The sequence below is a fragment of the Modicisalibacter luteus DSM 23508 genome (genome assembly GCF_000378505.1).
GTDB classification, from domain to species: Bacteria; Pseudomonadota; Gammaproteobacteria; order Pseudomonadales; family Halomonadaceae; genus Modicisalibacter; species Modicisalibacter luteus.
In genome coordinates, this window is sequence record NZ_KB899997.1 from 185,347 (window position 1) to 211,487 (window position 26,141).

Annotated in this window: 25 protein-coding genes; 20 read left to right on the forward strand and 5 right to left on the reverse strand. The window is 59.0% G+C overall.

Annotated elements, in window-relative coordinates; genetic code table 11:
- Positions 1–54 precede the first annotated feature (54 nt).
- Genes F568_RS0114520 through F568_RS0114530 form a run of 3 tightly spaced genes read left to right on the forward strand, consistent with a single transcriptional unit; the run spans position 55 to position 3,045 of the window.
- Positions 55–1,047 (forward strand): FecCD family ABC transporter permease, encoded by a 993-nt coding sequence (locus F568_RS0114520; protein ID WP_019019474.1) that lies wholly within the window; start codon positions 55–57, stop codon positions 1,045–1,047.
- Between the two features lie 37 nt (positions 1,048–1,084).
- Positions 1,085–2,194 carry a FecCD family ABC transporter permease gene (locus F568_RS0114525; RefSeq protein WP_019019475.1) on the forward strand — a complete coding sequence of 370 codons (1,110 nt, stop codon included), beginning with the start codon at positions 1,085–1,087 and terminating at the stop codon, positions 2,192–2,194.
- Complete coding sequence (locus tag F568_RS0114530) at positions 2,191–3,045, forward strand: ABC transporter ATP-binding protein (RefSeq protein ID WP_019019476.1); 855 nt, start codon at positions 2,191–2,193, stop codon at positions 3,043–3,045. The genes F568_RS0114525 and F568_RS0114530 overlap by 4 nt, the downstream gene beginning before the upstream one ends.
- A 15-nt stretch (positions 3,046–3,060) precedes the next feature.
- On the opposite strand, the gene F568_RS0114535 is transcribed toward F568_RS0114530, so the two are convergent.
- The gene (locus tag F568_RS0114535) at positions 3,061–4,017 is read right to left on the reverse strand and encodes a threonine ammonia-lyase (protein WP_019019477.1); all 957 of its coding nucleotides are present in this window, start codon (positions 4,015–4,017) and stop codon (positions 3,061–3,063) included.
- 160 nt (positions 4,018–4,177) lie between these two features.
- Between F568_RS0114535 and F568_RS0114540 the strand changes: the two genes are divergently transcribed.
- The gene (locus tag F568_RS0114540) at positions 4,178–4,537 is read left to right on the forward strand and encodes a phasin family protein (RefSeq protein WP_026300562.1); all 360 of its coding nucleotides are present in this window, start codon (positions 4,178–4,180) and stop codon (positions 4,535–4,537) included.
- A gap of 158 nt (positions 4,538–4,695) precedes the next feature.
- On the forward strand, positions 4,696–5,013 hold the full coding sequence (locus F568_RS0114545) for a hypothetical protein (RefSeq protein ID WP_019019479.1): 318 nt from the start codon (positions 4,696–4,698) through the stop codon (positions 5,011–5,013).
- A 40-nt stretch (positions 5,014–5,053) separates the two neighbouring features.
- Here F568_RS0114545 and F568_RS0114550 read toward each other — a convergent pair whose 3' ends face one another.
- Positions 5,054–5,908, reverse strand: coding sequence for a DMT family transporter (locus F568_RS0114550; RefSeq protein ID WP_019019480.1), 855 nt, complete (start codon positions 5,906–5,908; stop codon positions 5,054–5,056).
- Positions 5,909–6,011: 103 nt separating this feature from the next.
- Between F568_RS0114550 and F568_RS0114555 the strand changes: the two genes are divergently transcribed.
- The 7 genes from F568_RS0114555 to F568_RS0114585 all read left to right on the forward strand — a co-directional run bounded on the left by F568_RS0114555 (position 6,012) and on the right by F568_RS0114585 (position 14,956).
- Positions 6,012–6,482, forward strand: coding sequence for a DUF192 domain-containing protein (locus tag F568_RS0114555; RefSeq protein WP_019019481.1), 471 nt, complete (start codon positions 6,012–6,014; stop codon positions 6,480–6,482).
- 245 nt (positions 6,483–6,727) lie between these two features.
- Positions 6,728–7,735 carry a DctP family TRAP transporter solute-binding subunit gene (locus F568_RS0114560; RefSeq protein ID WP_019019482.1) on the forward strand — a complete coding sequence of 336 codons (1,008 nt, stop codon included), beginning with the start codon at positions 6,728–6,730 and terminating at the stop codon, positions 7,733–7,735.
- 88 nt (positions 7,736–7,823) lie between these two features.
- A complete protein-coding gene (locus F568_RS0114565) occupies positions 7,824–8,306 on the forward strand; it encodes a TRAP transporter small permease (RefSeq protein ID WP_019019483.1) in 483 nt (160 codons plus the stop codon).
- Complete coding sequence (locus F568_RS0114570) at positions 8,296–9,591, forward strand: TRAP transporter large permease (RefSeq protein WP_019019484.1); 1,296 nt, start codon at positions 8,296–8,298, stop codon at positions 9,589–9,591. Before F568_RS0114565 ends, F568_RS0114570 begins: the two co-directional genes overlap by 11 nt.
- 440 nt (positions 9,592–10,031) lie before the next feature.
- Positions 10,032–11,006: a TAXI family TRAP transporter solute-binding subunit gene (locus F568_RS0114575; protein WP_019019485.1), complete on the forward strand. Its 975-nt coding sequence runs from the start codon at positions 10,032–10,034 to the stop codon at positions 11,004–11,006.
- 158 nt (positions 11,007–11,164) lie between these two features.
- Positions 11,165–13,756, forward strand: coding sequence for a TRAP transporter permease (locus tag F568_RS0114580; protein ID WP_019019486.1), 2,592 nt, complete (start codon positions 11,165–11,167; stop codon positions 13,754–13,756).
- Between the two features lie 471 nt (positions 13,757–14,227).
- Positions 14,228–14,956: a DUF2189 domain-containing protein gene (locus F568_RS0114585; RefSeq protein WP_019019487.1), complete on the forward strand. Its 729-nt coding sequence runs from the start codon at positions 14,228–14,230 to the stop codon at positions 14,954–14,956.
- A gap of 124 nt (positions 14,957–15,080) precedes the next feature.
- Here the strand turns inward: F568_RS0114585 and F568_RS0114590 are convergent, their stop codons facing one another.
- Complete coding sequence (locus tag F568_RS0114590; RefSeq protein WP_019019488.1) at positions 15,081–15,284, reverse strand: cold-shock protein; 204 nt, start codon at positions 15,282–15,284, stop codon at positions 15,081–15,083.
- A gap of 310 nt (positions 15,285–15,594) precedes the next feature.
- Entirely contained in the window at positions 15,595–15,801 is a 207-nt protein-coding gene (locus F568_RS0114595; RefSeq protein WP_019019489.1) for a cold-shock protein, read from the reverse strand.
- A 257-nt stretch (positions 15,802–16,058) separates the two neighbouring features.
- Here F568_RS0114595 and F568_RS0114600 point away from each other — a divergent pair, with 257 nt between their 5' ends.
- From F568_RS0114600 to F568_RS0114615, 4 genes are read left to right on the forward strand one after another with little or no spacing between them, the layout of a single operon-like run.
- A complete protein-coding gene (locus tag F568_RS0114600; protein WP_019019490.1) occupies positions 16,059–16,898 on the forward strand; it encodes a 2OG-Fe(II) oxygenase family protein in 840 nt (279 codons plus the stop codon).
- Positions 16,899–16,952: 54 nt separating this feature from the next.
- The gene (locus F568_RS0114605) at positions 16,953–17,372 is read left to right on the forward strand and encodes a TM2 domain-containing protein (RefSeq protein ID WP_019019491.1); all 420 of its coding nucleotides are present in this window, start codon (positions 16,953–16,955) and stop codon (positions 17,370–17,372) included.
- Positions 17,373–17,422: 50 nt separating this feature from the next.
- Positions 17,423–18,010, forward strand: a complete 588-nt coding sequence (locus F568_RS0114610; protein WP_019019492.1) for an exopolysaccharide biosynthesis protein — start codon at positions 17,423–17,425, stop codon at positions 18,008–18,010.
- 12 nt (positions 18,011–18,022) lie between these two features.
- Positions 18,023–18,664 (forward strand): LysE family translocator, encoded by a 642-nt coding sequence (locus tag F568_RS0114615; RefSeq protein WP_019019493.1) that lies wholly within the window; start codon positions 18,023–18,025, stop codon positions 18,662–18,664.
- 48 nt (positions 18,665–18,712) lie between these two features.
- Here the strand turns inward: F568_RS0114615 and F568_RS0114620 are convergent, their stop codons facing one another.
- Positions 18,713–20,659, reverse strand: a complete 1,947-nt coding sequence (locus tag F568_RS0114620) for a transglycosylase SLT domain-containing protein (protein WP_026300565.1) — start codon at positions 20,657–20,659, stop codon at positions 18,713–18,715.
- Positions 20,660–20,784: 125 nt separating this feature from the next.
- On the opposite strand from F568_RS0114620, the gene F568_RS0114625 reads away from it, so the two are divergent.
- From F568_RS0114625 to F568_RS0114640, 4 genes are all read left to right on the forward strand, one after another.
- Entirely contained in the window at positions 20,785–21,114 is a 330-nt protein-coding gene (locus F568_RS0114625; protein WP_019019495.1) for a YkvA family protein, read from the forward strand.
- An 88-nt stretch (positions 21,115–21,202) separates the two neighbouring features.
- On the forward strand, positions 21,203–23,101 hold the full coding sequence (htpG, locus tag F568_RS0114630) for a molecular chaperone HtpG (RefSeq protein ID WP_019019496.1): 1,899 nt from the start codon (positions 21,203–21,205) through the stop codon (positions 23,099–23,101).
- A gap of 146 nt (positions 23,102–23,247) precedes the next feature.
- Positions 23,248–24,075 (forward strand): protein bax, encoded by an 828-nt coding sequence (locus F568_RS22965; RefSeq protein WP_051087975.1) that lies wholly within the window; start codon positions 23,248–23,250, stop codon positions 24,073–24,075.
- A 487-nt stretch (positions 24,076–24,562) separates the two neighbouring features.
- Positions 24,563–26,134, forward strand: coding sequence for a Re/Si-specific NAD(P)(+) transhydrogenase subunit alpha (locus tag F568_RS0114640; protein WP_019019498.1), 1,572 nt, complete (start codon positions 24,563–24,565; stop codon positions 26,132–26,134).
- The last annotated feature ends 7 nt before the right edge of the window (positions 26,135–26,141 follow it).

Consider the following 26,141-nt stretch of genomic DNA (forward strand, 5'->3'; position numbering starts at 1 on the left):
TTGAGCCAGGGTGTAGCGCATGTGGCAGGGAAAGAAAGGCTTTCCCTGCCTTCGATGTTTTCGCTGTTGTCGGCCTGTCTGGCCGTCGTATGTCTTTTCAGCCTGTTGTTCGGGGCGGGCGAGATCGGTCCTCTGGATTCGCTGTTAATCCTTTTGGGAAAGCTGGACGGTACAACAGCCCAGTACGCAGAGGAGGCAGTGTTCGTGGTACAGGAATTGCGCCTTCCTCGCACGCTGATCGGGCTGGTCGTCGGCATGGCCCTGGGTGTGGCCGGTGCGTTGCTGCAGGCCGTGGCACGTAATCCACTCGCGGAGCCAGGGCTGCTCGGGGTTAGTGCCGGGAGTGCCTTTGCCGTTGCTGTCGCGCTGATGCTGGGCGCCAGTGCGGCCACGCTGAGGGTATCGGTCGCTCAGCTGGGTGCGCTGGCAGGTTGCCTGTGTGTGCTGGCTGCAGCGCGAATGCGTGGGGTCGGCAACGATCCGGTGCGTCTGGTGTTGGCTGGTGCGGTGTTGTCCGGCCTGCTGGGAGCGCTGACCTCGATGATTCTACTCGTCGACCAGCGCACCGCGGATGAAATCCGCTTCTGGATTGTGGGTAGCCTGGCGGGACGACGTATAGAGGACCTGCACGCGATCCTGCCCAGTATGGCTCTGGGGGGCGTGGTCACGGTTCTGATCGCAAGGCCGCTGGCGGCACTGGCGTTGGGTGAGCGCGTTGCTGTGGGGCTTGGTCATCACCCCCAACTGGTGCGCCTGCTGGTGATTGGCGTAGTGGCAATTTTGGTTGGTGCCACGACAGCCGTTGCCGGTCCGATTGCCTTCATCGGCCTGGTTGTGCCATTTGCCGCTCGTGCACTGGCTGGGCCCGATATCCGTCGCACGCTGTGGCTGTGTCTGCCGCTGGGGCCCCTCGTCGTGATCAGTGCCGACATCGTGTCACGCTTGGTGGTGCAGCCTTCCGAGTTGCCGCTGGGCGTGCTCACGGCATTAATTGGGGCACCCGTACTGATATTGGTCGTGCGCAGCCAGCGCTTGCCGACGTTATGAACGCCTATTTTCCATGAGCTCGAATTCATCTTCCGCTATGCCCCACGACGCACGACAGGCCGAAGCGCAGCTGCATGCCTCGCGAGACAGATTGCAGGTCGCTCCGCCGGAGGGAACCTGGCGTTTGCCTTTGCCTGGCTCGCCCTCCCACGCGATGCTGCTAGACAAGCGAGCGGTTTCGGCCAACCTGCTGTTGGGGAGTGGGCTGGTCACGGTCGCATTGCTCTCGCTGTGTCTGGGAAGCGCCATGATTCCGCCCTTGGATGCTATCCGGGCCCTGTTGGGGCAGGGCGATGCCATGGCCGTGTTCGTCGTTCAGGAACTGCGTCTGGCCCGACTGATGGCTGGCCTGTTGACCGGGGCCGCCTTTGCACTGGCTGGTTGCCTGATGCAAACGCTGGCGCGCAACCGGCTGGCCACGCCGGGGATCATTGGCATCGACAATGGGGCGACGGCTTTCGCCGTGGTGTCTGTTGTGGGGATGGGTATCAGCCTGGCGCCACCACCAATGGCCTTGGCCGGTGCCGCTGTTGCCACCGCGATCACGTTCGGCCTGGCCGGCGGCGCCGGAACCCGTGGGTATCGTTTCATTGTGGCTGGTATCGGCGTGGGTGCCGTGTTCGGGGCGTTGACGCAATTGCTGTTGGCCCGGGTAGCGATCGACGTGGCCAACTCGGCGTATCCGTGGACGGTTGGCAGTCTCAATGCGCGCTCCGGCAATGCAGTGTCGATCCTAGGTGCGGGGCTGGCGCTGGGTATCGTGGCTGCGCAAATGCTGGCGCGCTCGATGGCGGTTCTGCGCTTTTCCGATGCCGTGGCTCAGGGCCTGGGCATTCGTGTCCGCTTGTGCCGCCTGCTGGCCCTGGTTCTGGCTGTCGCCCTGACGGCGCTGGCCGTCGCCGTGGCCGGCCCGGTGGGGCTGGTGGCATTGATCGGCCCTGAAATTGCCCGTCACTTATCTTCCCGGCGTGGCGTACCCTTGATCGGATCGGCATTGGCCGGTGCCGTGATGATGGTGGCCTCCGACCTTGCCGGCCGGCTGCTGTTCGCACCGATCGAGATTCCCGTCGGCATCGTGACCGCCGTGGTCGGTGGCCCGTTCCTGCTGTGGATACTGCTGCGTCCTGCTGCTCGAGACCTGACATGACCCGAACTTCCCATTCCGCCGATAGCTTCGCTTCATGTCGCCAAGAGTGCGGCATCGCCACCCAGGGGCTTGAACTCGCTTATGGTCGCGTGTCGGTGGTCAGGCGCCTGGATCTCGATTTGCCCCATGGTCAGGTAACAGCGATCGTCGGGCCCAATGGCTGCGGTAAATCGACGCTATTGGCCGGGCTGGCACGTTTTCACAAGCCGCATGCAGGAGCAGTGTTGCTCGATGGGTGCGATATTCAGCAACTGCCCTCGCGTGAGCTGGCGCGTCGCCTGGCCCTGCTGCCTCAGGAGGCTCAAGCGCCAGAAGGCCTGACTGTGGCCGAGCTGATCCGTTTTGGGCGTCAGCCGCACCAAGGCTGGTTGCGGCAATGGTCTGCCGAGGACAGGCAGGTAGTGGATGAGGCGCTAGCGGCGGCCGATCTGCAGAGCTTGGCCAACCGGCCGTTGGACGCGATGTCGGGTGGCCAGCGACAGCGTGCCTGGATCGCCATGGCGATTGCCCAGCAAACGCCCTTGCTGCTGCTCGACGAGCCCACCTCGGCGCTCGATCTTGGGCATCAGATCGAAGTATTCGAGCTGATCCGCGACCTGGCCGCCAGCGGCAAGACCATAGTCATGGTGGTGCATGATCTGGTCAGCGCCTGTCGCTATGCCGACCACCTCGTGGCCATGCATGCCGGTGACGTGGTCGCCAAGGGGCCGCCTGGCGAGGTGGTGACTGTAGACCTCGTGCGTCGGCTCTACGGAATTGACTGCACACTGATATCCGACCCGGCCACGGGCAGCCCGATCCTCACCAACATGCGGCGCACCGCCGAGCCACTGACCGGCAGTGCTACCTAGCCATGCCCGCCAAACCTAACAGAGGAGCAACGTGGTCAGCTCGTCCAGCCCCATGTTGCCTCCCGTGATGACCACGACAATATCGCCTGCCGGCAACGGGTCCGGAAGGCGATTTTCAAGCAGGGCCGCGATACCCACGGCGGCACCGGGTTCGGCAAATAGCTTGGTCTGGGTCAGCAGGTGTTGCGTTGCCTGAAGAATGCCTGCTTCGCTGACCGTAACCAAGGCGTCGACATGATGGCGACACAAGGCGTAGGTGTGTTCACCGACAATGGCCGCGCCCAGGCTCTTCGCATGCGTCTCGACCGAGTTTAGCCGGTACGGGCCCTGATGCGCCCAGGCGGCCTGCATGCTCGCTGCACCTTCCGGTTCGACTCCGATGATTCGAATGTCGGGGCGCAAGGCGCGGGCGGCAACGCCAATGCCTGCGAGCAGCCCACCGCCACCGACAGGACAGACAATGGTAGCGGCTTCAGGGGCCTGTTCGAGAATTTCCAGACCCACGGTTCCCTGCCCGGCTATGATGCGCAAATCGTCATAGGGATGAACCAGCGTCAACCCGCGCTCTTCCACGAGCCGGTGCATCAATGCCCAAGCGTCGTTGATATCGCCATGCAAGATCACTTCGGCGCCCAGTTCCCGACTACCTTGTACCTTGAATTCACTGGCCCCTTCGGGCATGACGATGGTGACGTCGACTCCCGCGGACTGTGCGGCCCAGGCGAGCCCCAGGGCATGGTTTCCTGCGGAGACGGCACCCAGACCGCGCCGTAGTTCGGCATCGCTAGCGGTGCCGATCCAGTTGAGACCGCCACGTGGCTTGAAGGAACCCGTATTCTGAAAAAGTTCACACTTGAGCAGAACGCGCTGCGCCAAGGTCGAAGAAAAATTTGGCTCAGTCAGGATGGGAGTAGCGGAAAGCGTACCTGCGATACACGCTCGTGCTTCGCGGATATCCTCGATAGTCAGCATGGTATCTCCACGGCTAGCTACAGGGCATCTTACGAGGCAGCGTAGCGTATTCAGCGATTGTCAGTGTTGTTCATGTTGCAGCGCAATAAAGGCTCTGCTATTGTGCACTGCAACGAAGGAGAAACCTTCGCTATTAGCAGATCGAATGGAGGTGGCTTCCATGGCTACGAAAGATTTTGACAAGACGACACAACAGTTCGAATCCCTGTTCTTCGGCCCGGCGCGTGCATACGCCTCTTTGGCCGTTGATTATACCGAGCAGTTGGTCAAGACTCAGATGGAGTTTACCAAGAGCTATACTGAGGCAAGCTTGGGCCAGATGCGCGCGTTCATGAGCGTCAAGGATCCCGAAGGGTTCCGCTCCTACGTCGAAGGTCAGCAGAAAGTGGCCAAGGATATGGGAGACATGCTCAAGGTCGATGCCGAGAAGGTCGTCGCCTTGAATCGTGACTTCATGCAAAAGAGCCAGAAACTGGTCGAGGACAACGTGAAGTCCGCTTCCAAGGCTGCCAACCAGTAAGCGACAGGCTGCTCGTCGGGCAGTAGCAATTGGTGACAGGAAACAGGCCGCAGACATCGTCTGCGGCCTGTTTTCGTTGGAGCGCTTGCCATCCAAGGTGGTGATAACTACGGTCAATAGGGATTCGTCATTGGTTCGACACAAGGGAGGTGACGACTATGTCTGAGTCAGGCAAGAAGGATACGGGTAGCGAGGACGGCAAGCGCCTCGACGAGAAGGACAAGGCCAGGAACATGGTGGAACGCGACATGCCCGAAGACAACACTCCACGTGGGGGTGATGATCGCGATTCGGTATATCGTCCCGACGAAAACGTCGACGATCAGAAGTCACCGAAATCACGAAGCGAGCCTGGGCATCAGCCATATATTCAGGAGGCTTCGATCAAGGGTAGCCAGTCCAAGGAAAAGACCCAGCAGAAGCGCAACATCGACGACACGGCAGACGATGCCGAGTCGTCGCGTCGAGATGGTTAAATTCGTTGCTTGATAGGAAGGGGCGCATGATCGGTAACGGTCATGCGCCTTTTCTTTTGAAGCGAATGTTGATGACGGCGAGCCCGGCGATCACCATCAGCCCGCCGGCCAGCTTGTTGGCCCCCAGCGGATCGCCGAGTAGCCACATGCCGAGTAGTACGGCAAATACTGGCATGAGTAGCGAAAGAGGAACGACACGACTCACTGGATGTTTCTGCAGTAGCCGGTACCACATGCCATAGGCAACGATAGAAGACATCACGGCTGTATAGAAGACCGCTCCCCACCCGGCCCACCCGGCTCGTGATAGCGCTGCCCATTGCTCATCTTCAAACCACCATGTTCCCAACGCAACCTGAGGTATGGCGAATAGAGCGATCCAGCCAGCGAGCGTTAGCGGCGAAATATCAGGCGCTGCCTTGATGATCAGGTTGGAAACGGCCCAGAAAAAGGCGCTGGCCAGCAACAGGGCCATTGGCAGCAGGGATGGCAGCGATGGCCCGCCAGCGAGCACCACAACGCCACCGAAGGACAGCGCCAGGCCCAGCCAGCGGCGTGGATCGAGACGCTCCTTGAGAAAGACCGCAGCCAACAGAGTGGCGAATGGCGTGCCCATCTGGACGAGCAAGGCACCAGTGCCCGCTTCGGCTTCGCCCAGCCCCAGGAACAGCAGAGGAAAGTGCAGCCCGCCGAAGGTCACCGATAACAGCAACAGCCAAGGCAACTGCTTCTTGGTGATGCGTGTAAAGGGCACGATCAGCGCGGCAACGAGCAAAAAGCGTAGCGTCATCAGCAACAGTGGCGGCATGTCGGCCACGCCGAGCTTGATAACGATGATGTTGAGCGCCCAGATGGCGATGATAGTCAGGCCCAGCAGGAGGTCGCGGAGGGGCACAGGTCTTCCTTGATCAGAGTTGGGGCGGGCGACAGTATAGGGGTGTGGCATGGAGCCTGGCGACCCTGGGCGTTGGCATGGTGATTCCTGTTGGGAGAACAACATGAAGCACATCAAGGCGCTAGCATGGTGGGCGACCCTCGTGCCGGGACTGGCGTTACTACTTACGCTACCGGCCGAGGCCTTGGAAAAGGGCACCCTGACCATCGACAACGGCGAACAGGCGTATCGCCTGAACGTGGAGATCGCACGTACTACGAAGGAGCGGGCGTTTGGCCTGATGGAACGGGACCGTCTCGCCGCCGATGCTGGCATGTTGTTCGTCTATCAGCAGCTGCAACCGCCTTCTACCGGCTTCTGGATGCATCGCACGCGAATCCCCCTGGATGTCGCTTTCATCGGCGCCGAAGGGACGATCCGTGCCATAGACACCATGGTGCCGTGTGGCAATGACGTGAATGCTCGGTGCCCGACCTATCAGGCCGGAGAGCCTTTCCAGTACGCTCTGGAAGTCAATGCCGGCTTCTTTGAGGCGCATGGCGTCAAGGTGGGCGATCAGGTCACTCTGCCCTGATGTAACAGCATTCGCCCAACGGAGCCTTTCCTTCAGCGTAATGGCCCTTACAATGGCAGAGGAACGGGCACGCATTCGCGCCTATCCCGCGTTTCCCGTTCCGGCTGCGCCACAAGCCGGCCACCCACGGTCTTTGTATCCGAAGGACCTTGCAAGCGATCGGGACGGCTCCATGCGTCCCACGACGATACTGATAACGATGCCCGTGCCGGCACTTCCGGCCGGCTGCATGCAAGGAACACAACATGCTGACACGCCGTTTCTCCTCGCTTTCCGCCACCTTGGCGGGAGCTGCCCTGTTTTGCGTGGCCCTGAGCGCCCAGGCACGTGAATATTCTGTCTCCACCGTTCTTTCCGCCGATTTTCCATGGGGCCAGGCGGCCGAGAAATGGGCCGAGCTGGTAGAAGAGCGTTCGGATGGACGCATTACCTTGCGCGTCTACCCCAACTCGCAGCTGGTCAGTGGTGACCAGACTCGGGAGTTTTCGGCAATGCGCCAGGGCCTGATCGACATGGCTGTCGGCTCGACCATCAACTGGTCGCCACAGGTGCCCGAGCTTAACCTGTTCTCGCTGCCTTTCCTGATGCCAGATACTGATGCGGTTGATGCCATTACCGGTGGGGAAGCCGGACAGATGGTCTTCGATGCCATCGAGTCACGTGGCGTCGTGCCGTTGGCCTGGGGGGAGAACGGGTTCCGCGAACTGTCCAACTCCAAGCTGCCCATCGATTCGCCGGATGACCTCGATGGACTCAAGATCCGCGTAGTGGGCTCGCCATTGTTCCAGGATACTTTCACTGCGCTGGGTGCCAACCCCACCCAGATGAGCTGGGCCGACGCCAAGCCGGCGCTGACAACTGGCGCAGTCGACGGCCAGGAGAACCCGCTGTCGGTTTTCGACGTGGCGCGCATCGACCAGGTCGGCCAGAAATACCTTACCTTGTGGCATTACATGAACGATCCGCTGATCTTCGCCGCCAATCAGCGGGTCTGGCAGCAACTGCCCGAGGAGGATCGTGAACTGCTGCGCCAGGCGGCGATCGATGCGGGTCAATGGGAGATCGAGATGTCCCGGGACCAGAAGGATGAGCGGCTGGAGGCCATCAAATCACGCGGTGTCGAGGTCATCGAGCTCGACGAGACGCAACGTCAGTCTTTCGTCGACGCTACTCAGAGTGTCTACGAGACTTGGGCGCCGGAAATCGGCCAGGAACTCGTCGATGCGGCCCGTCAGGCGGTCGAGAGTCGCTGATCCCCGAGCTTCCCACTTCTGTCAAAGGGACCGATGCCGGTGACCCCTGGGTCGGCCGGCATCGGTCCCGGTTCGAGATGGCCTTGTCATGAAATCGAAACCGGATGCCCGGTTGGAGCGGGTGCTCGCCACCCTGGCCCTGATCGTCATCGCGCTCATCAGCCTGGGCAATGTGATTGTCCGCTATGTCACGAATGCGTCCTTCGCATTTACCGAGGAGATCTCGGTGTTTCTGCTTGTGGTCCTGACCTTTGCCGGGGCCGCCGTGGCGATGCGGCGTAACGGCCACATACGCATCGGCCTGCTCGAACGGGCCCTGCCTGGTGGCCCGCGGCGAGCATTGATCGTTGTTCAATGGCTGGCCGGGACAATCGTCCTGGGACTGATGGTGTGGTTCGGCGCCAAGCTGGCCATCGAGGAGTATCGCTGGGAAACCCAGTCGCCGGGCCTGGGGGTTCCGCAATGGTGGTACATCGTCTGGCTACCGGTCCTGGCCGCCTTGATGCTGCTGCGTCTGACCCAACAGACCTGGGATCGCCTGCAAGGGAGGTTGGCCGACGATGAGCCCTGACCTATGGATGATACTGAGTTTCATCGCGCTGCTGATCGCAGGCCTGCCGGTAGCCTTGGCGCTGGGGCTGTCCGGGGCCGTGGGTATCGTGACCGGCCTGTCACCGGCGATGCTCGCCACGCTGGGTACCAATACCTACAACAGCGTGGCCAAGTATCCACTGATTGCGATTCCGCTATTCATCCTAACCGGGCTGATCTTCGAGCGGGCTGGGGTCGCGGCCCGGCTGGTGCGGTTTGCACAAGCGTTGATCGGGCCACGGCACGGTGGACTGGCGCTGGTTGCCGTACTGGTGTGCATGATCATGGGTGGCATGAGCGGGTCCGGGCCGGCAGATGCCGCCGCAGTGGCCATGGTCATGCTGCCGAGCATGACCCGTGCCGGTTATCCGCGGCCATTCTCGGCGACGCTCATCGCAGCCTCTGCATCGACGGCAATCCTGATCCCACCGTCGGTGGCGTTGATCCTGTACTCCATCGTAGTGCCCGGAGTCGACTTGCGGGCGCTATTCGCGGCGGGCCTGTTCCCCGGCATCCTGGCCGGGTTGTCTCTGTTGATACCGGCTTTCTTGCTGGCGCGGCGCCACGGCTGGGAGGCGCCGAAGTCCACCGAGCGTCCTGCGTTGGGGGAGAGCTTTCGCCAGGCACTGCCGGCGTTGCTCGCGCCAGTCATCATTCTCGGTGGGCTGCGCAGTGGCCTGTTTACCCCGACCGAGGCGGCGGTGGCTGCCGTCGCTTATGGCGTCGTGGTAGGGCTGGTCATTACCCGTGAGCTGGATTGGCGTGATCTGTGGAACCTGTTCGGCGAGGCCGCGGTAATCTCCGGTGTGGTCATGCTGATCATCGCGCTGGCTGGCATCTTCGCCTGGGCCGGGACCATGCTGGGGACGTTCCGCCACATGGCGGAATGGCTGATCGGGCTATCCGATAACGGAGCGGTACTGCTGTTACTGATCATGCTGGCCGTGTTACTCGCCGGCATGTTGCTTGATGCGATTTCGATCTACCTGATCCTGATGCCGATCCTGGTACCGGTGATGCAGCACTTCGGTTGGAATCCTGTGTGGTTCGGTATCCTGCTGGCTATGAATATCGCGATTGGCCAGTTCACGCCGCCCGTCGCGGTTAACTTGATGGTAACTACCGAGGTGGCTCGGATCCGCTTGGAGCAAACGATGGGCTGGGCATTGCTGTTTGTGGTCGCCATGGGGGGGGCACTGCTGTTGGTGGCGCTGTTCCCGGAAATCGCTTTATGGTTACCGCGTGTCCTCGGCTACAACCTGTAATGGTACGCTTCAGGGGCAAGCCGTGATTGAGAGCGCGACGGATGGAGGCAGGGCACCTGAAGGACACGAGGATCACAGGGGGAATATGCATGGCTTCTTGCAGACCAGTAAAAACGCTTGCCAGCAACTTTGCGTGAAGTGAAACCATCTGGTCTGGCGTTGTGTAACAAAAAACCTGTTTGCAATGTATAGATACTGTTAGATTAACGCACTATAAACGCGACTGATGCACTAGCCTTGGGTGCATTGGTTTGCATTGCCAGCTAGCGTGCACGGCATTTCAGGGATTGCTTTTGCAGCCCTGCATGGCAATGCGTATCTTGATAATGCAGGGATAGTGATGCCGATCGGCAGGTTGGTCTGTGTCCAGTCAGTCTTTGAACGGCAAAGCTATCGACCATCGCCGATACTCGAAAACAACTCATGAAGAGGAATCTTGCATGAAACGCCACTCCCTTTCCGCAGCTGCCATGCTGTCCGGTGCCATGTTGGGTGCCGCGACGCTATCTACACCGGCCATGGCACAAGAGCAGTTCATCACCATCGGTACCGGTGGCCAGACGGGGGTCTACTACGTGGTCGGCCAGTCCATGTGCCGCATGGTCAACCGCAGCGAAGAGCAGAATATCAAGTGTAACGCGCCTTCCACCGGCGGCTCCGTTGCCAACGTTAACGGCATCAAATCCGATGAGCTGGACATGGGGGTAGTGCAGTCCGACGTGGCATACCGCGCCTACAACGGTGAAGGCAACTTCGAGCAGCCGTTCAAGGAGCTGCGCTCGGTCTTCTCGATGCATGGCGAGCCGCTCACCGTGCTGGCGCGTGCCGATGCCGGCATCGATGAGCTCGACGACCTTCAGGGCAAGCGTGTCAACATCGGCAATCCGGGCTCCGGCCAGCGCGCCACCATGGAAGTGCTGATGGATGCCAAGGGCTGGTCACGCGATGTCTATTCACTGGCCTCCGAGCTGACTGCGGCCGAGCAGGCTGCCGCTCTGGCCGACAACAATATCGATGCCATGGTTTATGTGGTGGGCCACCCTAACGGCTCCATCCAGGAAGCGACCACTACCGTCGATTCCAAGCTGGTTCCGCTCGAAGGCGAAGCTGTCGACCAACTGGTCGAGAAGTATCCTTACTACTCGACGGTGACCATTCCAGGTGGCCTGTACAAAGGTAACCCGGATGACGTCAACACCTTCGGTGTGATGGCTACCGTGGTCACTGATGAAAATACCGATGCCGACGTGGTCTATGCCACCGTCAAGTCAGTCTTTGAAAACTTTGACCGCTTCAAGCGCCTGCACCCGGCGTTTGCCAACCTCAAGCCCGAAGAGATGATCAGTAACGGCCTGACTGCACCGCTACACGAAGGGGCGGCACGTTACTACAAGGAGCAAGGCTGGATCGAATGATCTCCTGACGGAGGCAATCGAGTACCAACCCGGACGATGCGCGGAGCTGATAGCTGCCGCGCATCTTTCGGTTATGTCGTCTACCGCCGGTAGGAGACAATACGATGCAAGGCTGTGGATACCGCCTTTTTCCGCTCAGTCTATAGCAGGTTACGAGTATGGCTGAAAACAGCAAGGGCGCCTCGGCGTCATCCAACGAGTTGGAGGAGCTGGTTGCTGCCAGCGATACCGGCTCGAGAAAGTTGGGCGGAGTGCCCAACAAGATCCTGCTTGGAACGGCCGCTGCATGGTCGCTGTTCCAGCTCTGGATCGCCTCGCCATTGCCCTTCATCTTCGGGTTTGGTGTCTTCAGTGCCACCGAGTCGCGCTCGATTCACCTGGCCTTTGCCCTGTTTCTTGCCTACATGGCCTATCCGGCATTCAAGCGCTCACCGCGTGACAGAGTGCCCGTTACTGATTGGGTCTTGGCTGCCGTGGCGGCGTTTGCCGGTGCCTATCTCTATATTTTCTACGAACAGTTGTCCCAGCGGCCCGGAGCGCCGATTCTTCAGGATGTGATCGTAGCTGTGGTAGGCATCGTCCTCTTGCTCGAGGCAACGCGCCGTGCCTTGGGGCCACCGCTGATGATCGTGGCGATCGTCTTTCTGGTGTATTCCCTGGCTGGTCCTTACATGCCGGGCATGCTGTCGCATCGCGGGGTAAGTTTCGAAGCGCTGGCCAATCACCAGTGGCTGACCACCCAAGGGGTATTCGGCATCGCCCTTGGCGTGTCGACGAGTTTCGTTTTCCTGTTCGTGCTATTCGGCGCCTTGCTCGATAAGGCCGGTGCCGGCAACTATTTCATCAAGGTCGCGTTTTCACTGTTGGGCCACTACCGTGGCGGGCCGGCTAAAGCTGCCGTGGTGGCCTCGGGCATGACCGGCCTGATTTCCGGCTCTTCCATTGCCAATACGGTGACTACCGGCACCTTCACCATTCCGATGATGAAGCGTGTCGGTTTTTCCTCCGAGAAGGCCGGTGCTGTCGAGGTGGCTTCCTCGGTCAACGGGCAGATCATGCCGCCAGTGATGGGCGCTGCCGCGTTTCTGATGGTGGAATATGTCGGTATTTCTTATGTCGAGGTTATCAAGCATGCCTTCCTGCCTGCGCTGATTTCCTACATCGCCCTGATTTATATCGTGCATCTGGAAGCCCTCAAGGCCGGTATGCAGGGGCTGGAGAGCAGCAATCCGGCCAAGCCGTTTCTGCGCAAGGTTATCGGCTTCCTGACGGGCCTGATTGCGCTGATGGCGCTGTCCTTCATCGTCTACTACGGCCTGGGCTGGCTCAAGCCGGTGCTCGGCGATACCACGCCGTGGGTAGTTTCTGTTGCGCTCGGGGTGGTCTATGTCGGCCTGCTGAAGGTGGGATCGCGCTACCCCGAACTGGAAATAGATGATCCCGGCCAGGAGACCATGACACTTCCGCAGACCAAGCCGACAGTCATGGTCGGGTTGCACTATATTTTGCCGGTTATCGTGCTGGTCTGGTGCCTGATGGTCGAGCGCCTGTCACCGGGGCTGTCGGCTTTCTGGGCCACGGTTCTGATGATCTTTATCATGCTGACCCAGCGTCCCTTGATGGCCATTTTCCGGGGCCGTAGCGACATGGCGTCGGATATCAAGAACGGGTTTATCGATCTTTGGGATGGCCTGATTGCCGGTGCTCGCAACATGATCGGTATCGGTATTGCCACGGCCGCGGCTGGTATCATTGTTGGGGCCGTCTCGCAGACCGGGGTCGGGCTAGTCCTGGCTGATCTGGTTGAAACCCTGTCGATGGGCAACCTGATGCTCATGCTGTTGCTGACGGCAGTGTTGAGCCTGATTCTGGGTATGGGGCTGCCGACCACAGCGAATTACATAGTCGTATCGGCCCTGCTGGCGCCGGTTATCGTATCCTTGGGCCAGCAGAACGGGTTGATCGTGCCGTTGATCGCCGTACACCTGTTCGTGTTCTACTTCGGAATCATGGCGGATGTTACGCCTCCGGTTGGCCTGGCGTCGTTTGCGGCGGCGGCAGTATCGGGCGGTGATCCGATACGCACCGGCTTCCAGGCGTTCTATTACAGTCTGCGTACCGCGGCGTTGCCGTTCTTGTTCATCTTCAACACCGATCTGTTGCTGATCGATGTCTCACTCTTGCAAGGTGTGGTGATCTTTTTCATCGCCACCGTGGCCATGCTGATCTTCGCCGCCGCTACGCAGGGGTACATGCTGACACGCAACCGCTGGTACGAGAGCCTGCTCTTGTTGCTAGTCGCGTTCACGCTGTTTCGGCCCGGGTTCTGGATGGACATGATCCACGATCCGTACCGTGACGTCCCGCCATCGCAGTTCGAGCAGGCGATGGGCAATGTGGATGAAGGCAGTAACCTGCGGGTACGCATTGAGGGGCTTGATGCGTATGGCAACCCGACCAGTTTCGTGGTCCTGGTACCAGTGCCGGATGGCGAGACAGGTGCCGAGCGTATGGAGAGTCTTGGGCTGCAGCTGATGGAAGAAGATGGACAGACGCTGGTCGACATGACCACGTTCGGCAGCCAAGCTGAAGAGCTGGGCTTCGAGTTCGATCAGCAGATCGTCTCCGTCAGGGCACCGGTAGAACGCTGGTCCAAAGAGTGGATGTGGATTCCAGGGCTTGCGGTATTCGCTCTGGTGGTGCTGCTGCAGCGACGCCGCAGCAAGAGGACAGCGACAGCGCCTGCCTGAGGTGTCCCAATACGCGAAAGCTCTATCCGGCTCATCGATCTGAACATGACGAGTCTTGGTAAAAAGCGGTAACGCGAATGCCCGGCCTATGCCGGGCATTTTCGTTTGCATGGGTCTTGAGCAGGGGAGACCGAGGCGCTGGCTCGCTGGGTGGCATACCTTGATTAATTCATGTCCAGACCGACCTGCCGATTCGGTATCCTCGCGTTGCGTCGGCTACATTGAAAGGAAGGGCGGAGGCCGGGTATCCCCTCCTCGCTAGCCTACCCACACCTTCCTACCCGGATTTGCCCTACCGCAACCCGCAACCGCGTACTGCACCGAGGCTCTTATCCCGTGTCAAACCGCCGCCATGCCTCGGTAGGGGGTAACGCTATGAAAGCAGCAGCTACCAGGAATATTCCTCTCTCTCGAACCAATGCGCAGCTTGTCATACGGGACATTGACCTACAGCGACCTCGACGATGGTTAATGGCAGGGATCAACGATTTTCGCGCCGCCATGTCGGTCAGCCTGGCTTACGGCCTGCTCTGGGTCGGGTTGAGTTTGGCCGTCACGGCAGGGGGCTTTGCGTTGGGGCTCTGGCACTGGTTGTTGCCAATGGTTGCTGGCTTCATGTTTCTAGGGCCACTGGTAGCTGTCGGATCTTATGGAATCAGCCGCCGTCTTGGCGAGGGAGGTCAGCCTACGCTGGGCGATGCCTTCGGAGCCTGGATGTCACATACCGGGCAATTGGCAATGATGGGAGTCATGATGGTGATTTTCTTCATGGCCTGGATCCGAACGGCGACACTGCTGTTTGCCCTGTTCTTCGGTTACTACATTCCCAGTCCGGAGACGTTCTATATCGATTTGTTCACGACAACCGAAGGAATCGGCATGCTAGTGGTGGGGTCCGGTATTGGCGCTGTGCTCGCTTTCGGGGCGTTTTCCATCAGTGTGGTTGCCATTCCTACGCTGCTGGATCGCGACCTGACATTCATGGAAGGCATCGAGGCCAGCGTAAAGAGTGTGGCCCGTAATTTTCGTCCCATGCTGCTCTGGGCGGCTATGTTGACTGGGTGCACAGTGATCGGCATGGCCACGTTCTATATCGGACTGGCCGTGATCCTGCCCGTACTTGGCTATGCATCGTGGCACGCCTATGAGGATCTGGTCGGGATCGAACGAAACGGGAGTCCCGTGAAGTCGAGCGTTTAACTTATTGCCTGAAACGAAGAACCCCACCGTTAGGTGGGGTTCTTTTAGCACTCTTGTAAGAGTGCCGATCAGCCTGGCATGAATGAATCATGCTTCGTGATGCATGCAAATGGCATGCATTCGATTAGATGGGCTTGATCTTGGAAGCCTGAAGGCCTTTCTTGCCCTGAGTGACTTCGAAGGAGACCTTCTGGCCATCCTGCAGGGACTTGAAGCCGTCAGCCTGAATTTCTGAGAAGTGAGCGAACAGGTCGTCACCGCCGTCGTCTGGAGAGATGAAGCCGAAACCTTTGGTATCGTTGAACCACTTGACAGTGCCAGTTGCCATTGTCGATTTCCTTGATGTTACTGAGGTGTTGATGAGATTGCGGGACATTATCCGTCAATCGTCAGTGCGAGGCTTATATGCCAGAGAAACGCGCACGAGGATGTTCCAAGGGAATCGATCACAACTGACGTCATTCTGCCTACAAACCAACGAAGCTGAGCATGCGGCTTCAGCGAAAAATCGTCAAGCATTATTTTTTTCATGCGTTAGCATGAGAAAAATGAGGGGGCCATAAAAAAGGCCCGCCGAAGCGGGCCTTTTTTTACAACGGGCAACCAATGGGGTGCCGTTGCCGTCAAGCCAGCAGCGCTTAGCTAACGGGCTTGATGTTGGCGGCCTGAAGGCCTTTCTTGCCCTGAGTCACCTCGAAGGAGACCTTCTGGCCGTCCTGCAGGGTTTTGAAGCCTTCAGCCTGAATCTCTGAGAAGTGGGCGAAGAGATCATCACCACCGTCGTCCGGAGAGATGAAGCCGAAGCCCTTGGTGTCGTTGAACCACTTGACGGTGCCAGTTGCCATGTTTCGATTTCCTTAACTAACTAATAATGGTGCTGGGCAGGAAAGGCGCTAGCCTTACCGTAATGCCCGTAATGCGTGGTTAGGTAAGGTAAGGGATGCGCTTTGGATTCATCGAGGGAGTCGATAAAAACTGGCGCAATTGTTACCTGCTAACCAACACAGCGGTTGATACACCGTTTCCTGCTACCACGACAATCTACGTTGTGAATGGATTACACGTTACGATGCCCCGCAAAAACACCATAGATGGAAATCGCATGAACGTCCAGAACGTCGATTATACCCAGCCCGACGCCGCCGCATGCTTCGTTCAATCGCTGAGAGAGACTGGCTTCGGTGTGCTGCGCAATCATCCGATACCCACCGAACTGGTGAGCTCGATCTACCGAGATTGGCTGGCTTTTTTCAACAGCGCTGAGAAGTCCGAGTGGCGCTACGACCAGGGGCGGCAGGATGGCTACTTTCCACCTGACGTTTCGGAAACAGCCAAAGGGCATGCCTTCAAGGATCTCAAGGAGTATTACCACGTCTACCCTTGGGGGCGCATTCCCGATTCGTTGCGCGATGATATTCTCGACTACTATCGCCGCGCTAATGAGGTCGCATCGACGCTACTCGGCTGGGTCGAGTCAGAGACACCGCCTGACATCGCACTAAATTATAGCGAGCCGCTCTCGCAAATGATCGAGGGTAGCCAGCAAACGCTGCTTCGCGTGCTACATTATCCGCCGCTCAGCGGGAGTGAGCAGCCCGGTGCGGTACGCGCTGCCGCTCATGAGGATATCAATCTGCTAACGGTGTTGCCGGCCGCTAACGAGCCGGGGCTGGAAGTCCGTGGCGGCGACGGCACCTGGTACGAAGTTCCCTGCGACCCCGGCCAACTGGTCATCAACGTTGGCGACATGTTGCAGGAAGCGTCGCAAGGGTATTTTCCGTCGACGACGCACCGGGTAACGAACCCTCTTGGCGAGGCACGTCTCCATTCGCGCCTTTCGTTGCCGCTATTCCTCCACCCGAGACCCGAAGTTGTACTGTCGTCACGGCACACTGCCGACAGTTACCTGAAGGAACGTTTACGAGAGCTTGGCGTCATTTAACCGTTGGGCTACGCCATGATGGGCGAAATTCTTGTGTTGAGGCTAGGAGGGAAGATGGTTCAATTGTCATCCAACGATACGCATAGCAAGGCAGTCGGTTATCTGCTTTGGATATTTGGTTTCACCGGCGCGCACCGCTTCTATTACGGTAAGCCGGTCACCGGCACGATCTGGTTCTTCACGTTCGGTCTGTTCTTGATCGGCTGGCTGATCGACCTGTTCCTGATTCCGAGCATGGACCGTGAGGCCGACTTGCGGTTTCAGGCCGGCCCCACCAACTATACTGTGGCATGGGTGTTGCTGACGTTCCTTGGGGTGCTAGGCCTTCATCGCATGTACATGGGCAAGTGGTTAACCGGCTTGCTGTATCTATTGACTGGAGGCCTGTTCTTGATCGGGGTGCTGTATGACTTCTGGACACTGAACGATCAGATCTCCCTGAAGCACTCGCGTCGCGAGATCTTCAGCCACTGAGGCCATTGGAAGTGGCACGGGACTGTCACCATTCGCCGGGAGGGACAGGGATGACCCGCCAGAAAGCGTTAACTGACCTGCTGAAGCAGCTCGATGGAATACCCACGAGTCGGCGTATTCATTTGCAGGACATCATCGATAATTTCAATTCCCGCGGCTTCGGGCCATTGCTGGTATTGCCCGGATTGATCGTTTTGTTGCCAACCGGGGCCATACCCGGCGTGCCGAGCCTTTGCGGGCTGTTCATTGCCATGGTGGCAGGCCAGCTCGTGCTTGGTAAATCGAGCCCCTGGCTGCCCAGACGCCTGGGGCAGCGAGGTTTCGATCACGACAAGTTTCACCGTGGAGTCAAGTGGGTCACGCCATGGACGGCTCGATTCGATAAACTGCTCAAGCCGCGCATGATGGGGCTGGTCAATCCGCTTTCGCGGCGACTGGTGGCAGTCCTGGCGGTGATCCTTGCCCTGAGCATGATTCCCCTCGAACTGCTGCCGTTTGCGGCGGCGATACCGGCGCTAGCCATCGTCCTGATGGGGCTGGGGTTGGTAGCCGATGATGGGTTGATGCTGATGCTGGGCATTGCAGCCGTTGTCATTGGTGGCTTCGCGATTTGGCGTTGGTTGCTTCCCATGTCTTGATTCGAGAAATACATGTTGATCGATGCGCAGTTTCTCTCCTTCGTGCTGGCCATCACGTTGCTGAGCATGACGCCTGGTGTAGATACCCTTCTTGTGATTCGCAATACTGCTCGCGGTGGCGTACGCGATGGCGTTGTAACCAGTCTGGCCATCTGCCTTGGCCTGTTCGTCCATGCCTCGGTATCGGCGTTAGGAATTTCTCTAATCCTGCTGCAGTCGGCCTGGGCATTCGGCGTACTCAAGCTGCTGGGAGCTGCCTATCTCGTATGGCTGGGCATGCAAAGCCTGCTGAGTGCGCGGCGTGGCAATCCACTGCCTGTTTCAGGGCTCGAGTCAGCCCGGCGCGACGTCTCGCTGTGGCTGCCGGTACGTGAAGGGTTCCTGTCGAATGTGCTCAATCCCAAGACCATTGTTTTTTATATGGCGTTCCTTCCGCAGTTCATCGCTCCCGGCGACCCGGCGCTACTCAAGTCGCTGTGGCTGGCCCTGGTGCATTTCGTCATCGCCAACCTTTGGCAAATCGCTATCGTGCTGATGGTCGGTAAGGCGGGGCATTGGCTGGCCAAACGCAGCGTCTCACGAACGCTCGACGGCGTGACCGGGGTCGTACTGGTGGCCTTCGGTGTCAAGCTGGCCTTGCAGCAACGTCCCTGACAATGACGACCGCGCCCAAGGGCGCGGTCGCTCAGTCGGGGCGGAGGCTCAATTGCGCGCCAGCAGCGAGGTATCGTAACTCACTTGGCGTTCAGCGGGGGAGAGCATGGCGATGCCCTGAGTGCTGCCTTGCTGGGCCAGGCTGGCAAAGATTACTTGGTAGGCCAGCACCGCCTGGACATAATCGCGCGTCTCCCGGAAAGGGATACTCTCCACGAAAAGATCGAACTCCCGGGGGGCTTCGCTCAGCCAGCGATCCACTCGACCTGGACCGGCATTATAGGCGGCCGTGGCTGCGAGTCGGTTGCCGCTGTAGCGATCCAGCATGCGACTGATGTAGTGGCTACCCAGGCGGATATTGGTCTCTGGCTCGAACAATTCCCCCATGCTGGGGGTGTCGATGCCCAGTTGCGAGCTGACGTGGGCTGCCGTACCGGGCATGAGCTGCATCAGGCCACGAGCACCGACTGGGGAAACCGCTTCGTTATTGAAGGCACTTTCACGGCGCGCAATGCCCATGAGCAGAAACGGATCGACGCCATTGGCATCACCCCAGCGCAAGAAGCTGTCCTGATAGGCACTGGGGAAGCGCCATGCCAGGGCATCCCACTGATTGGCGGCGATGGTCGTCTGGACCAGCGTGGCATACCAGCCGCGCTGCTGCGCGTAGTCGGCCAGGGCCCTTGCTTCTTCTTCACTCGCACGCTCCACGGCGGCGTACCACTCGCTGCGAGCCAGCCCCGGCTCACCGATGCGCTGAAGCGCCTCGGCGCGCTGCACGACGGGCCAGTTGGCCACTTCGCGGCGGTAGGTATCGTTGAAGGTAGCCTGGGTCATGTTGAGAGCGTAGGGTTGGCCGAGCTTGTCGGCCGCCGCGAATCCGAAGAAGCTGCGTTCGTCCGCAGCCGCGGCGTAGGCCTTGCGTGCCGTTTGCTCATCACCCAGCTGCTCCAGTGCGCGACCCAGCCAGTATTGCCAGCGCGCGTCCTGGCGCGGATCGTCGGGCATCTGATGCACCCAATGGACAACGTCGCTCCAGTTGCGCTCGGCGAGGGCACGGCGCACTCGCAACTCAAGCAGGTCACCATTGGCCAGACGTGGCAGCACGTCATCGACCCACCCCCGATTGTTGTCGATCTCTCGCACCAAGGAGTAGAAGGCCAGGTCATGCTCGACACTGTGCCTCTGCTCGTCGTTGAGAGACAGATGCGGCCCGATCTTACGCCAGGCTTCGAGCGCGGCTTCGGTATCGGCCCGGGTGAAGTTGTACATCGCCGCCGTGAACAGTGCGGCGCTGGCCTGGCCTTGAGGGCCGAGGTCGACCGGCACGCGAGTCACCCCGGCGTAGTCGCCTTTCAGGCGATCCAGTGCCTGCTGGGCATCACTCCAGGACGCCGGAAGCTTTTTCGCCAGATAACTCATCAGGCCGTCTTCGCCGTTTTCCCAGGCCAGCATCATGCGCTGCCAGATGGCCCGACTGTCAATGACTCCGCGGTTGAGTAGCGTATCGAACAGCGTATCGCACTCACTGGGTTGGGAGCGGCCTGTCAGCCACAGGTCGAGTCCACCCTGGGCAGCGGTCGGCGGATCACGATCAAGCAATGCCGTGTAGTAATAACACTGGCGTATGGTGCCTCGAGGCTTGCCGTCGCTTACGGCCAGAAGCGCATCGTAACGTTTGGCATTGCCGTAGCTGACCTGGGCCACGCCACGCATCCAGTCGCTCAGCGGCGAGTCTGCATGACGCTGCAGGAAACCATTGATGATCTCCGGAGTCACATGGGGTAGCTGGCTGCGCAGGCGATGGTATTCTACGTAGCCGGCCAGAACGTGATCTTCGATGACAGAGTCGTTGATCCGGCTCCACTCACGGTTGCGGGCCGCTTCCAACGCCTCACGCATGGCGCGATCGGATGCCTCATCGGCTACGACGGGCAGACTCATGAGCAGGGCGGCCACCAAGGCCATGGCCCGTCTTGGATATCGGGATTTCATGGACGGCTCTCCTCGTACTTGCCCCACGGATGCGATGTGCACCATCCTCTCTGATACGGCCTGTCTTGAGTAGTGTCGCCAGGCGGCGACAAGGCCTTTTGCTCGACGATGCGGAGAACCACGCAATGTCCCTGTTCAAACTTTCTCGTCTCAAACACCGCGCTGGGGCCTTGTCGCGCATCGCACGGGCGTTCCGCTTGTTTCTGCCAATGTGTGCCGATGTCTTCAGTGGGCGTTATCGGCCAGCACCCTGGCCGGCGTTCGGTTGGATGGCCCTGGCGTTGGTATATCTGCTTTCCCCCTTGGATCTGATACCCGAAATGCTGATGTTGATCGGCATCCTCGATGACGTGGTCATTGTTGGCTGGTTGCTGGCGCGGGTGGATACTGCACTGAGCGACTACCGGCGCTGGAAGGGCATCGATATCGACAACCCTCCAGAGCCTCGCCAGTAAGATCAGTGCCGGCCAAGCGCTTGAAAATCATCAGGCAATCCCCATATCGGTGACGAAACGCTTGTCAACACCGTGAGGGGCTTGCCAAATGACCACTGCCACCCATGAAGAAACGCTAGGCTTTCAGACTGAAGTCAAGCAGTTGCTTCATCTGATGATCCACTCCCTGTATTCCAACCGGGAAATTTTCCTTCGCGAACTGATTTCCAACGCGGCCGATGCCTGCGACAAGCTGCGCTATGAGGCGTTGGACAACGATGCGCTTTACGGCAGCGACAGCGACCTGCGTATCGAGATCGAGCACGATACCAAGGCCGGTACCGTCACGGTGCGTGATAACGGCATCGGCATGAGTCGCGATGAGGTGATCCGGAACCTGGGCACCATCGCCAAAAGTGGTACTGCCGAGTTCCTTAAGCAGCTTTCCGGTGAGCAGCAGAAGGACGCCAAGCTGATCGGTCAGTTTGGGGTGGGCTTCTATTCCGGCTTCATCGTGGCCGATGAGGTGACCGTGCGTACCCGCCGCGCCGATGCCGAGGAGGGCGTGGAGTGGCGCTCCAAGGGCGAAGGTGAGTTCACCATTGCCGATATCGATAAGGCCGAGCGTGGTACCGAGATCATCCTGCACCTCAAGAAGGACGCCAAAGAGTTTGCCGACGACTTCAGGCTCAGGAATCTGGTGCGCAAGTACTCCGACCACATCGAAGTCCCGGTACGCATGCCCAAGACCGAAACGGCCAAGGACGATGAGGGCAACGAGGTCGAAGGTAGCGAGGTCACGACCTGGGAGACCGTCAACGAGGCTCAGGCGCTATGGGTGCGGCCCAAGTCCGAGGTCAGCGACGATGAATACAAGGCGTTCTACAAGCATATCGCCCACGACTTCAGCGATCCGTTGACTTGGAGCCACAACAAGGTCGAAGGCAAGCTCGAGTACACCAGCCTTCTGTACGTGCCCGGCCGTGCGCCGTTCGATCTGTATGAGCGGGATGGCTCGCGTGGCGTGCGCCTCTACGTACAGCGTGTGTTCATCATGGACGACGCCGAGCAGTTCCTGCCGCTGTACCTGCGCTTCGTCAAGGGCGTGGTCGACACCAAGGACCTATCGCTGAATGTCTCCCGCGAGTTGCTGCAGAAGGACCCGCAGGTCGACAAGATGAAGTCGGCTTTGACCAAGCGTGCCCTAGACATGCTCAAGAAACTGGCCAAGGACAAGGAGGGCTATCAAGCCTTCTGGAACGCCTTCGGCTCAGTGCTAAAGGAAGGCCCGGCGGAAGACTACGCCAACCGCGACAAGATCGCCGATCTGCTGCGCTTCTCTACCACGTACACCGATACGACGGTACAAGACCAGTCCTTGGCCGATTACGTATCGCGCATGAAGGAAGGCCAGCAGAAGATTTACTACATCATCGCCGACAGCTTCAATGCGGCCAAGCACAGCCCGCATCTGGAGATCTTCCGCAAGAAGGGCGTTGAAGTCCTGCTGCTGCACGACCGTATCGACGAATGGCTGATGAGCCACCTCACCGAGTATGACGGCAAGTCGCTCGCTGACGTGGCCAAGGGCAACCTGGACCTGGGTGACATCGAGGGCGAAGAAGAGAAGCAGGCCCAGGAGGTAACCGCCAAGGCCAAGGAGGATCTGGTCAAGCGCGTCAAGGAGGCGCTCGGTGACGAAGTTCAGGAGGTGAGGGTCACCCACCGCCTGACCGATTCGCCGGCTTGCGTGGTGCTCTCCGAGCACGATATGGGCTTCCAGATGCGGCGTATCATGGAAGCGGCTGGCCAGCCGGTTCCCGAGGTCAAGCCGATTCTTGAACTCAACCCGGAACATGCCCTGGTGACGCGTCTCGAAACAGCCGAGGACGACCGCTTCGGAGATCTGGCGCGCATCCTGCTCGACCAGGCAATCATTGCCGAGGGTGGCCATCTCAACGATCCGGCTGCTTATGTCAAACGCCTCAATGCTCTGTTGACGGCCTGACTACGTCCATGACTGTTACGTAAGTCGATGCTAACCCGGCCGGCCTCTGAGGCCGGCCGGGTCGTTTTGCGGTGCCGCAAAAAAAACTCGGTGTTTTCGCTTTCCCTTGGTAGACTCCAGATTCCTTACATTTGGAGTGCACTCCCATGCGTCGATGTCGTCTCAGGAGACGACCTCGAGTCACGGCAATTCTGGCGTTAACGGCGTGTCTCGGTGTCGGCGTTGCTCCCTTTCCCATGACGGCTCAGGCCGAGTCGACATGGGAAACGAGAGCCGAAACGATAACTCAGCAGGCTCTACCCCAGAGCGATATAGATCCTGTCAGCGAACTGCCCGATTTACGGGATTACCCGGCCGGCCCGGTTCGTAAACAGGTCTTCTTGAAATTGCTGGTGCCCTTGGTCGAAGCCGAAAACGCGCGCATCGCCGCGCAGCGTGAATGGCTGGAAACGGTACAAGCTCGTGGCGTGGTTCGGTCCACCAAGGAGCGGAAACGGCTGGCAGCGCTATGTCAGGAATATGACATGACGTGCCGTAACCAGCGTGTTTCGGAAGCGCTGCTCGAGCGTGTCAACACCATTCCTCTATCCATGGTAATCATTCAGGCCATCGAGGAGTCCGGTTGGGGGACGTCTCGTTTCGCTCGTCAAGGCAATAACCTGTTTGGCCTACGCTGTTTCAAGGATGGCTGTGGTCTCGCCCAGGCCGGCAGCGGTCGTCAATACAGTGCATTCGATACCGTCCGCGATGCCGTGCGTACCTACCTGCATAACCTCAACACCCATGAGGCGTATACGCAATTGCGTGAGCGTCGTGCGCGGTTGATCGCCCAGGGCCGTCCCGTGACTGCCGAGGCTCTGATTGGTGCTCTGGAAGGGTATGCGACACGTCACGATTACCAGGATGTGCTGCTGTCATTGTTGCGAACCAATAATGATCTGATTCACCGACATCGCTCCGACAAGACTGCCTGACGCTCATATCAGACCTTTACCTTACAAAACCGCTCCTTTGGGAGCGGTTTTTTATGAGTTGGCAAAAGATCGTTTCATCCTGAGAGGTGTCTTGCATCTCAGTCTTGTTTCTTTTGGCTACCATTCTTGGTGTCGGCTAATAAATAACGTTTTATTTATAGTTTCCATAAGCCATTCTAGAGGTGTGAAACAAGTGGTGTTTCTTTTTAAAACAAAGGGTTAACTTGGTATTCAGCTATAAGGGTACTGTTATGAATAATATAAGCACTTGTATATAAAGGTTTTTTGTTGCACACCCCAGATGTTTTCTGCATTTTATAAAAGCTATTTTTATTGCTTTGAAGGGCTTGTGTCGTCAACCGCGGCGCAACGGGAATGTTTGCGCCATGATGGATGAACCAGGGAGCGGCGGAATGCAAAGAACCATAGGGACGCAAGGCAGCGGGACCGGCATCTCTTACGACCATGGAAATGCAAGGGGGTTGGTGTGAAGATCGGTGCACCCAAGGAAACGGCTCGGGGGGAGGCGCGTGTAGCGCTGACTCCCGAGAGCGCACAGCAGATTCAGAAGCTGGGCCACGAATGCTTTGTCGAAGCCGGCGCCGGTGAGGCGGCGGGTTTCAATGACGAAGCCTACCGCGATGTCGGCGTCACAGTCATCGAAGGCGCCCAGGCACTATGGGATGCCGTTGATATCGTAATCAAGGTACGCGAACCCTCCGAGGAAGAAGCCGATCGACTACGCGAAGGACAGACGTTGATCTCCTTCTTCTGGCCGGCGCAGAACGAGGCAATGCTTGAGCGGTGCACGGGCAAGGGTGCCAGCGTCATCGCGATGGATATGGTGCCGCGTATATCCCGTGCCCAGAAGATGGATGCCCTGTCGAGTACCGCCAATATTGCCGGTTATCGCGCAGTTATCGAGGCGGGCAACCAGTTCGGACGCTTCTTCACCGGTCAGGTCACGGCGGCTGGCAAGGTGCCACCCGCCAAGGTCCTGGTTGTGGGGGCGGGGGTCGCCGGCCTGGCTGCCATCGGTACGGCGACTAGCCTTGGTGCTGTGGTACGCGCTTTCGACGTGCGTCCCGAAGTCGCTGAGCAGATCGAGTCTATGGGCGCCGAATTCCTGTTTCTGGACTTCGAGGACAGCACGGACGGTTCTGAAAGCGGGGGATATGCCAAGCCGTCCAGCCCTGAGTTTCGCGAAAAGCAGCTGGCCTTGTTCCGTGAGCAGGCGCCGGACGTCGATATTGTCATTACCACCGCACTGATTCCTGGCAAGCCGGCACCCAAGCTTTGGCTCAAGGACATGGTCGAGGCCATGAAGCCAGGCTCGGTGATCGTTGATCTCGCCGCAGAGAAAGGCGGAAATTGCGATCTTACCGTGCCTGACGAGCGCATCGTCACTGATAACGGTGTCATCGTGGTCGGCTATACCGACTTTCCGTCGCGCATGGCGACACAAGCCTCGTTGTTGTATGCAACCAACGTTCGGCACATGCTCACGGACCTCACGCCTGAAAAGGATGGCACCATCGTCCACAACATGGACGACGACGTCATTCGTGGCGCTACGGTAACCCACCAAGGTGAGATTACTTTCCCGCCACCGCCGCCCAAGGTGAAGGCCATCGGGGCTGCCAAGCCGAAGGAAAGACCCAAGGAGCCAACCCCGGAGGAGAAGAAAGCCGCCGAGCATGCGTCCTTCGTGGCGCAGACCAAGCGGCAGGTTGGGCTGCTGGCGGCCGGAGGAGTATTGATGTGGCTGCTTGGGCTGGTCGCACCGGCATCGTTCATGCAGCACTTTATCGTTTTCGTTCTGTCCTGCTTCGTAGGTTTCCAGGTCATCTGGAATGTCAGTCATTCGCTGCACACACCATTGATGGCGGTGACCAATGCCATTTCCGGCATCATCGTGCTTGGGGCGATCTTGCAGATTGGCTCCGGCAGTTGGCTGGTCGGCTTGCTGGCTGGATTCTCGGTTTTGATCGCCACTATCAATATCGTGGGCGGCTTCCTGGTGACACGCCGGATGCTGGCCATGTTCCAGAAATCCTGAACCGCGG

Bases quoted from the DNA above. Each gene is read 5' to 3' on its own strand.
- F568_RS0114520 (WP_019019474.1), top strand. From the start codon at position 55: ATGTTTTCGCTGTTGTCGGCCTGTCTGGCCGTCGTATGTCTTTTCAGC.
- F568_RS0114525 (WP_019019475.1), top strand. From the start codon at position 1,085: ATGCCCCACGACGCACGACAGGCCGAAGCGCAGCTGCATGCCTCGCGA.
- F568_RS0114530 (WP_019019476.1), top strand. From the start codon at position 2,191: ATGACCCGAACTTCCCATTCCGCCGATAGCTTCGCTTCATGTCGCCAA.
- F568_RS0114535 (WP_019019477.1), bottom strand. From the start codon at position 4,017: ATGCTGACTATCGAGGATATCCGCGAAGCACGAGCGTGTATCGCAGGT.
- F568_RS0114540 (WP_026300562.1), top strand. From the start codon at position 4,178: ATGGCTACGAAAGATTTTGACAAGACGACACAACAGTTCGAATCCCTG.
- F568_RS0114545 (WP_019019479.1), top strand. From the start codon at position 4,696: ATGTCTGAGTCAGGCAAGAAGGATACGGGTAGCGAGGACGGCAAGCGC.
- F568_RS0114555 (WP_019019481.1), top strand. From the start codon at position 6,012: ATGAAGCACATCAAGGCGCTAGCATGGTGGGCGACCCTCGTGCCGGGA.
- F568_RS0114560 (WP_019019482.1), top strand. From the start codon at position 6,728: ATGCTGACACGCCGTTTCTCCTCGCTTTCCGCCACCTTGGCGGGAGCT.
- F568_RS0114565 (WP_019019483.1), top strand. From the start codon at position 7,824: ATGAAATCGAAACCGGATGCCCGGTTGGAGCGGGTGCTCGCCACCCTG.
- F568_RS0114570 (WP_019019484.1), top strand. From the start codon at position 8,296: ATGAGCCCTGACCTATGGATGATACTGAGTTTCATCGCGCTGCTGATC.
- F568_RS0114575 (WP_019019485.1), top strand. From the start codon at position 10,032: ATGAAACGCCACTCCCTTTCCGCAGCTGCCATGCTGTCCGGTGCCATG.
- F568_RS0114580 (WP_019019486.1), top strand. From the start codon at position 11,165: ATGGCTGAAAACAGCAAGGGCGCCTCGGCGTCATCCAACGAGTTGGAG.
- F568_RS0114585 (WP_019019487.1), top strand. From the start codon at position 14,228: ATGGCAGGGATCAACGATTTTCGCGCCGCCATGTCGGTCAGCCTGGCT.
- F568_RS0114590 (WP_019019488.1), bottom strand. From the start codon at position 15,284: ATGGCAACTGGCACTGTCAAGTGGTTCAACGATACCAAAGGTTTCGGC.
- F568_RS0114595 (WP_019019489.1), bottom strand. From the start codon at position 15,801: ATGGCAACTGGCACCGTCAAGTGGTTCAACGACACCAAGGGCTTCGGC.
- F568_RS0114600 (WP_019019490.1), top strand. From the start codon at position 16,059: ATGAACGTCCAGAACGTCGATTATACCCAGCCCGACGCCGCCGCATGC.
- F568_RS0114605 (WP_019019491.1), top strand. From the start codon at position 16,953: ATGGTTCAATTGTCATCCAACGATACGCATAGCAAGGCAGTCGGTTAT.
- F568_RS0114610 (WP_019019492.1), top strand. From the start codon at position 17,423: ATGACCCGCCAGAAAGCGTTAACTGACCTGCTGAAGCAGCTCGATGGA.
- F568_RS0114615 (WP_019019493.1), top strand. From the start codon at position 18,023: ATGTTGATCGATGCGCAGTTTCTCTCCTTCGTGCTGGCCATCACGTTG.
- F568_RS0114620 (WP_026300565.1), bottom strand. From the start codon at position 20,659: ATGAAATCCCGATATCCAAGACGGGCCATGGCCTTGGTGGCCGCCCTG.
- F568_RS0114625 (WP_019019495.1), top strand. From the start codon at position 20,785: ATGTCCCTGTTCAAACTTTCTCGTCTCAAACACCGCGCTGGGGCCTTG.
- htpG (WP_019019496.1), top strand. From the start codon at position 21,203: ATGACCACTGCCACCCATGAAGAAACGCTAGGCTTTCAGACTGAAGTC.
- F568_RS22965 (WP_051087975.1), top strand. From the start codon at position 23,248: ATGCGTCGATGTCGTCTCAGGAGACGACCTCGAGTCACGGCAATTCTG.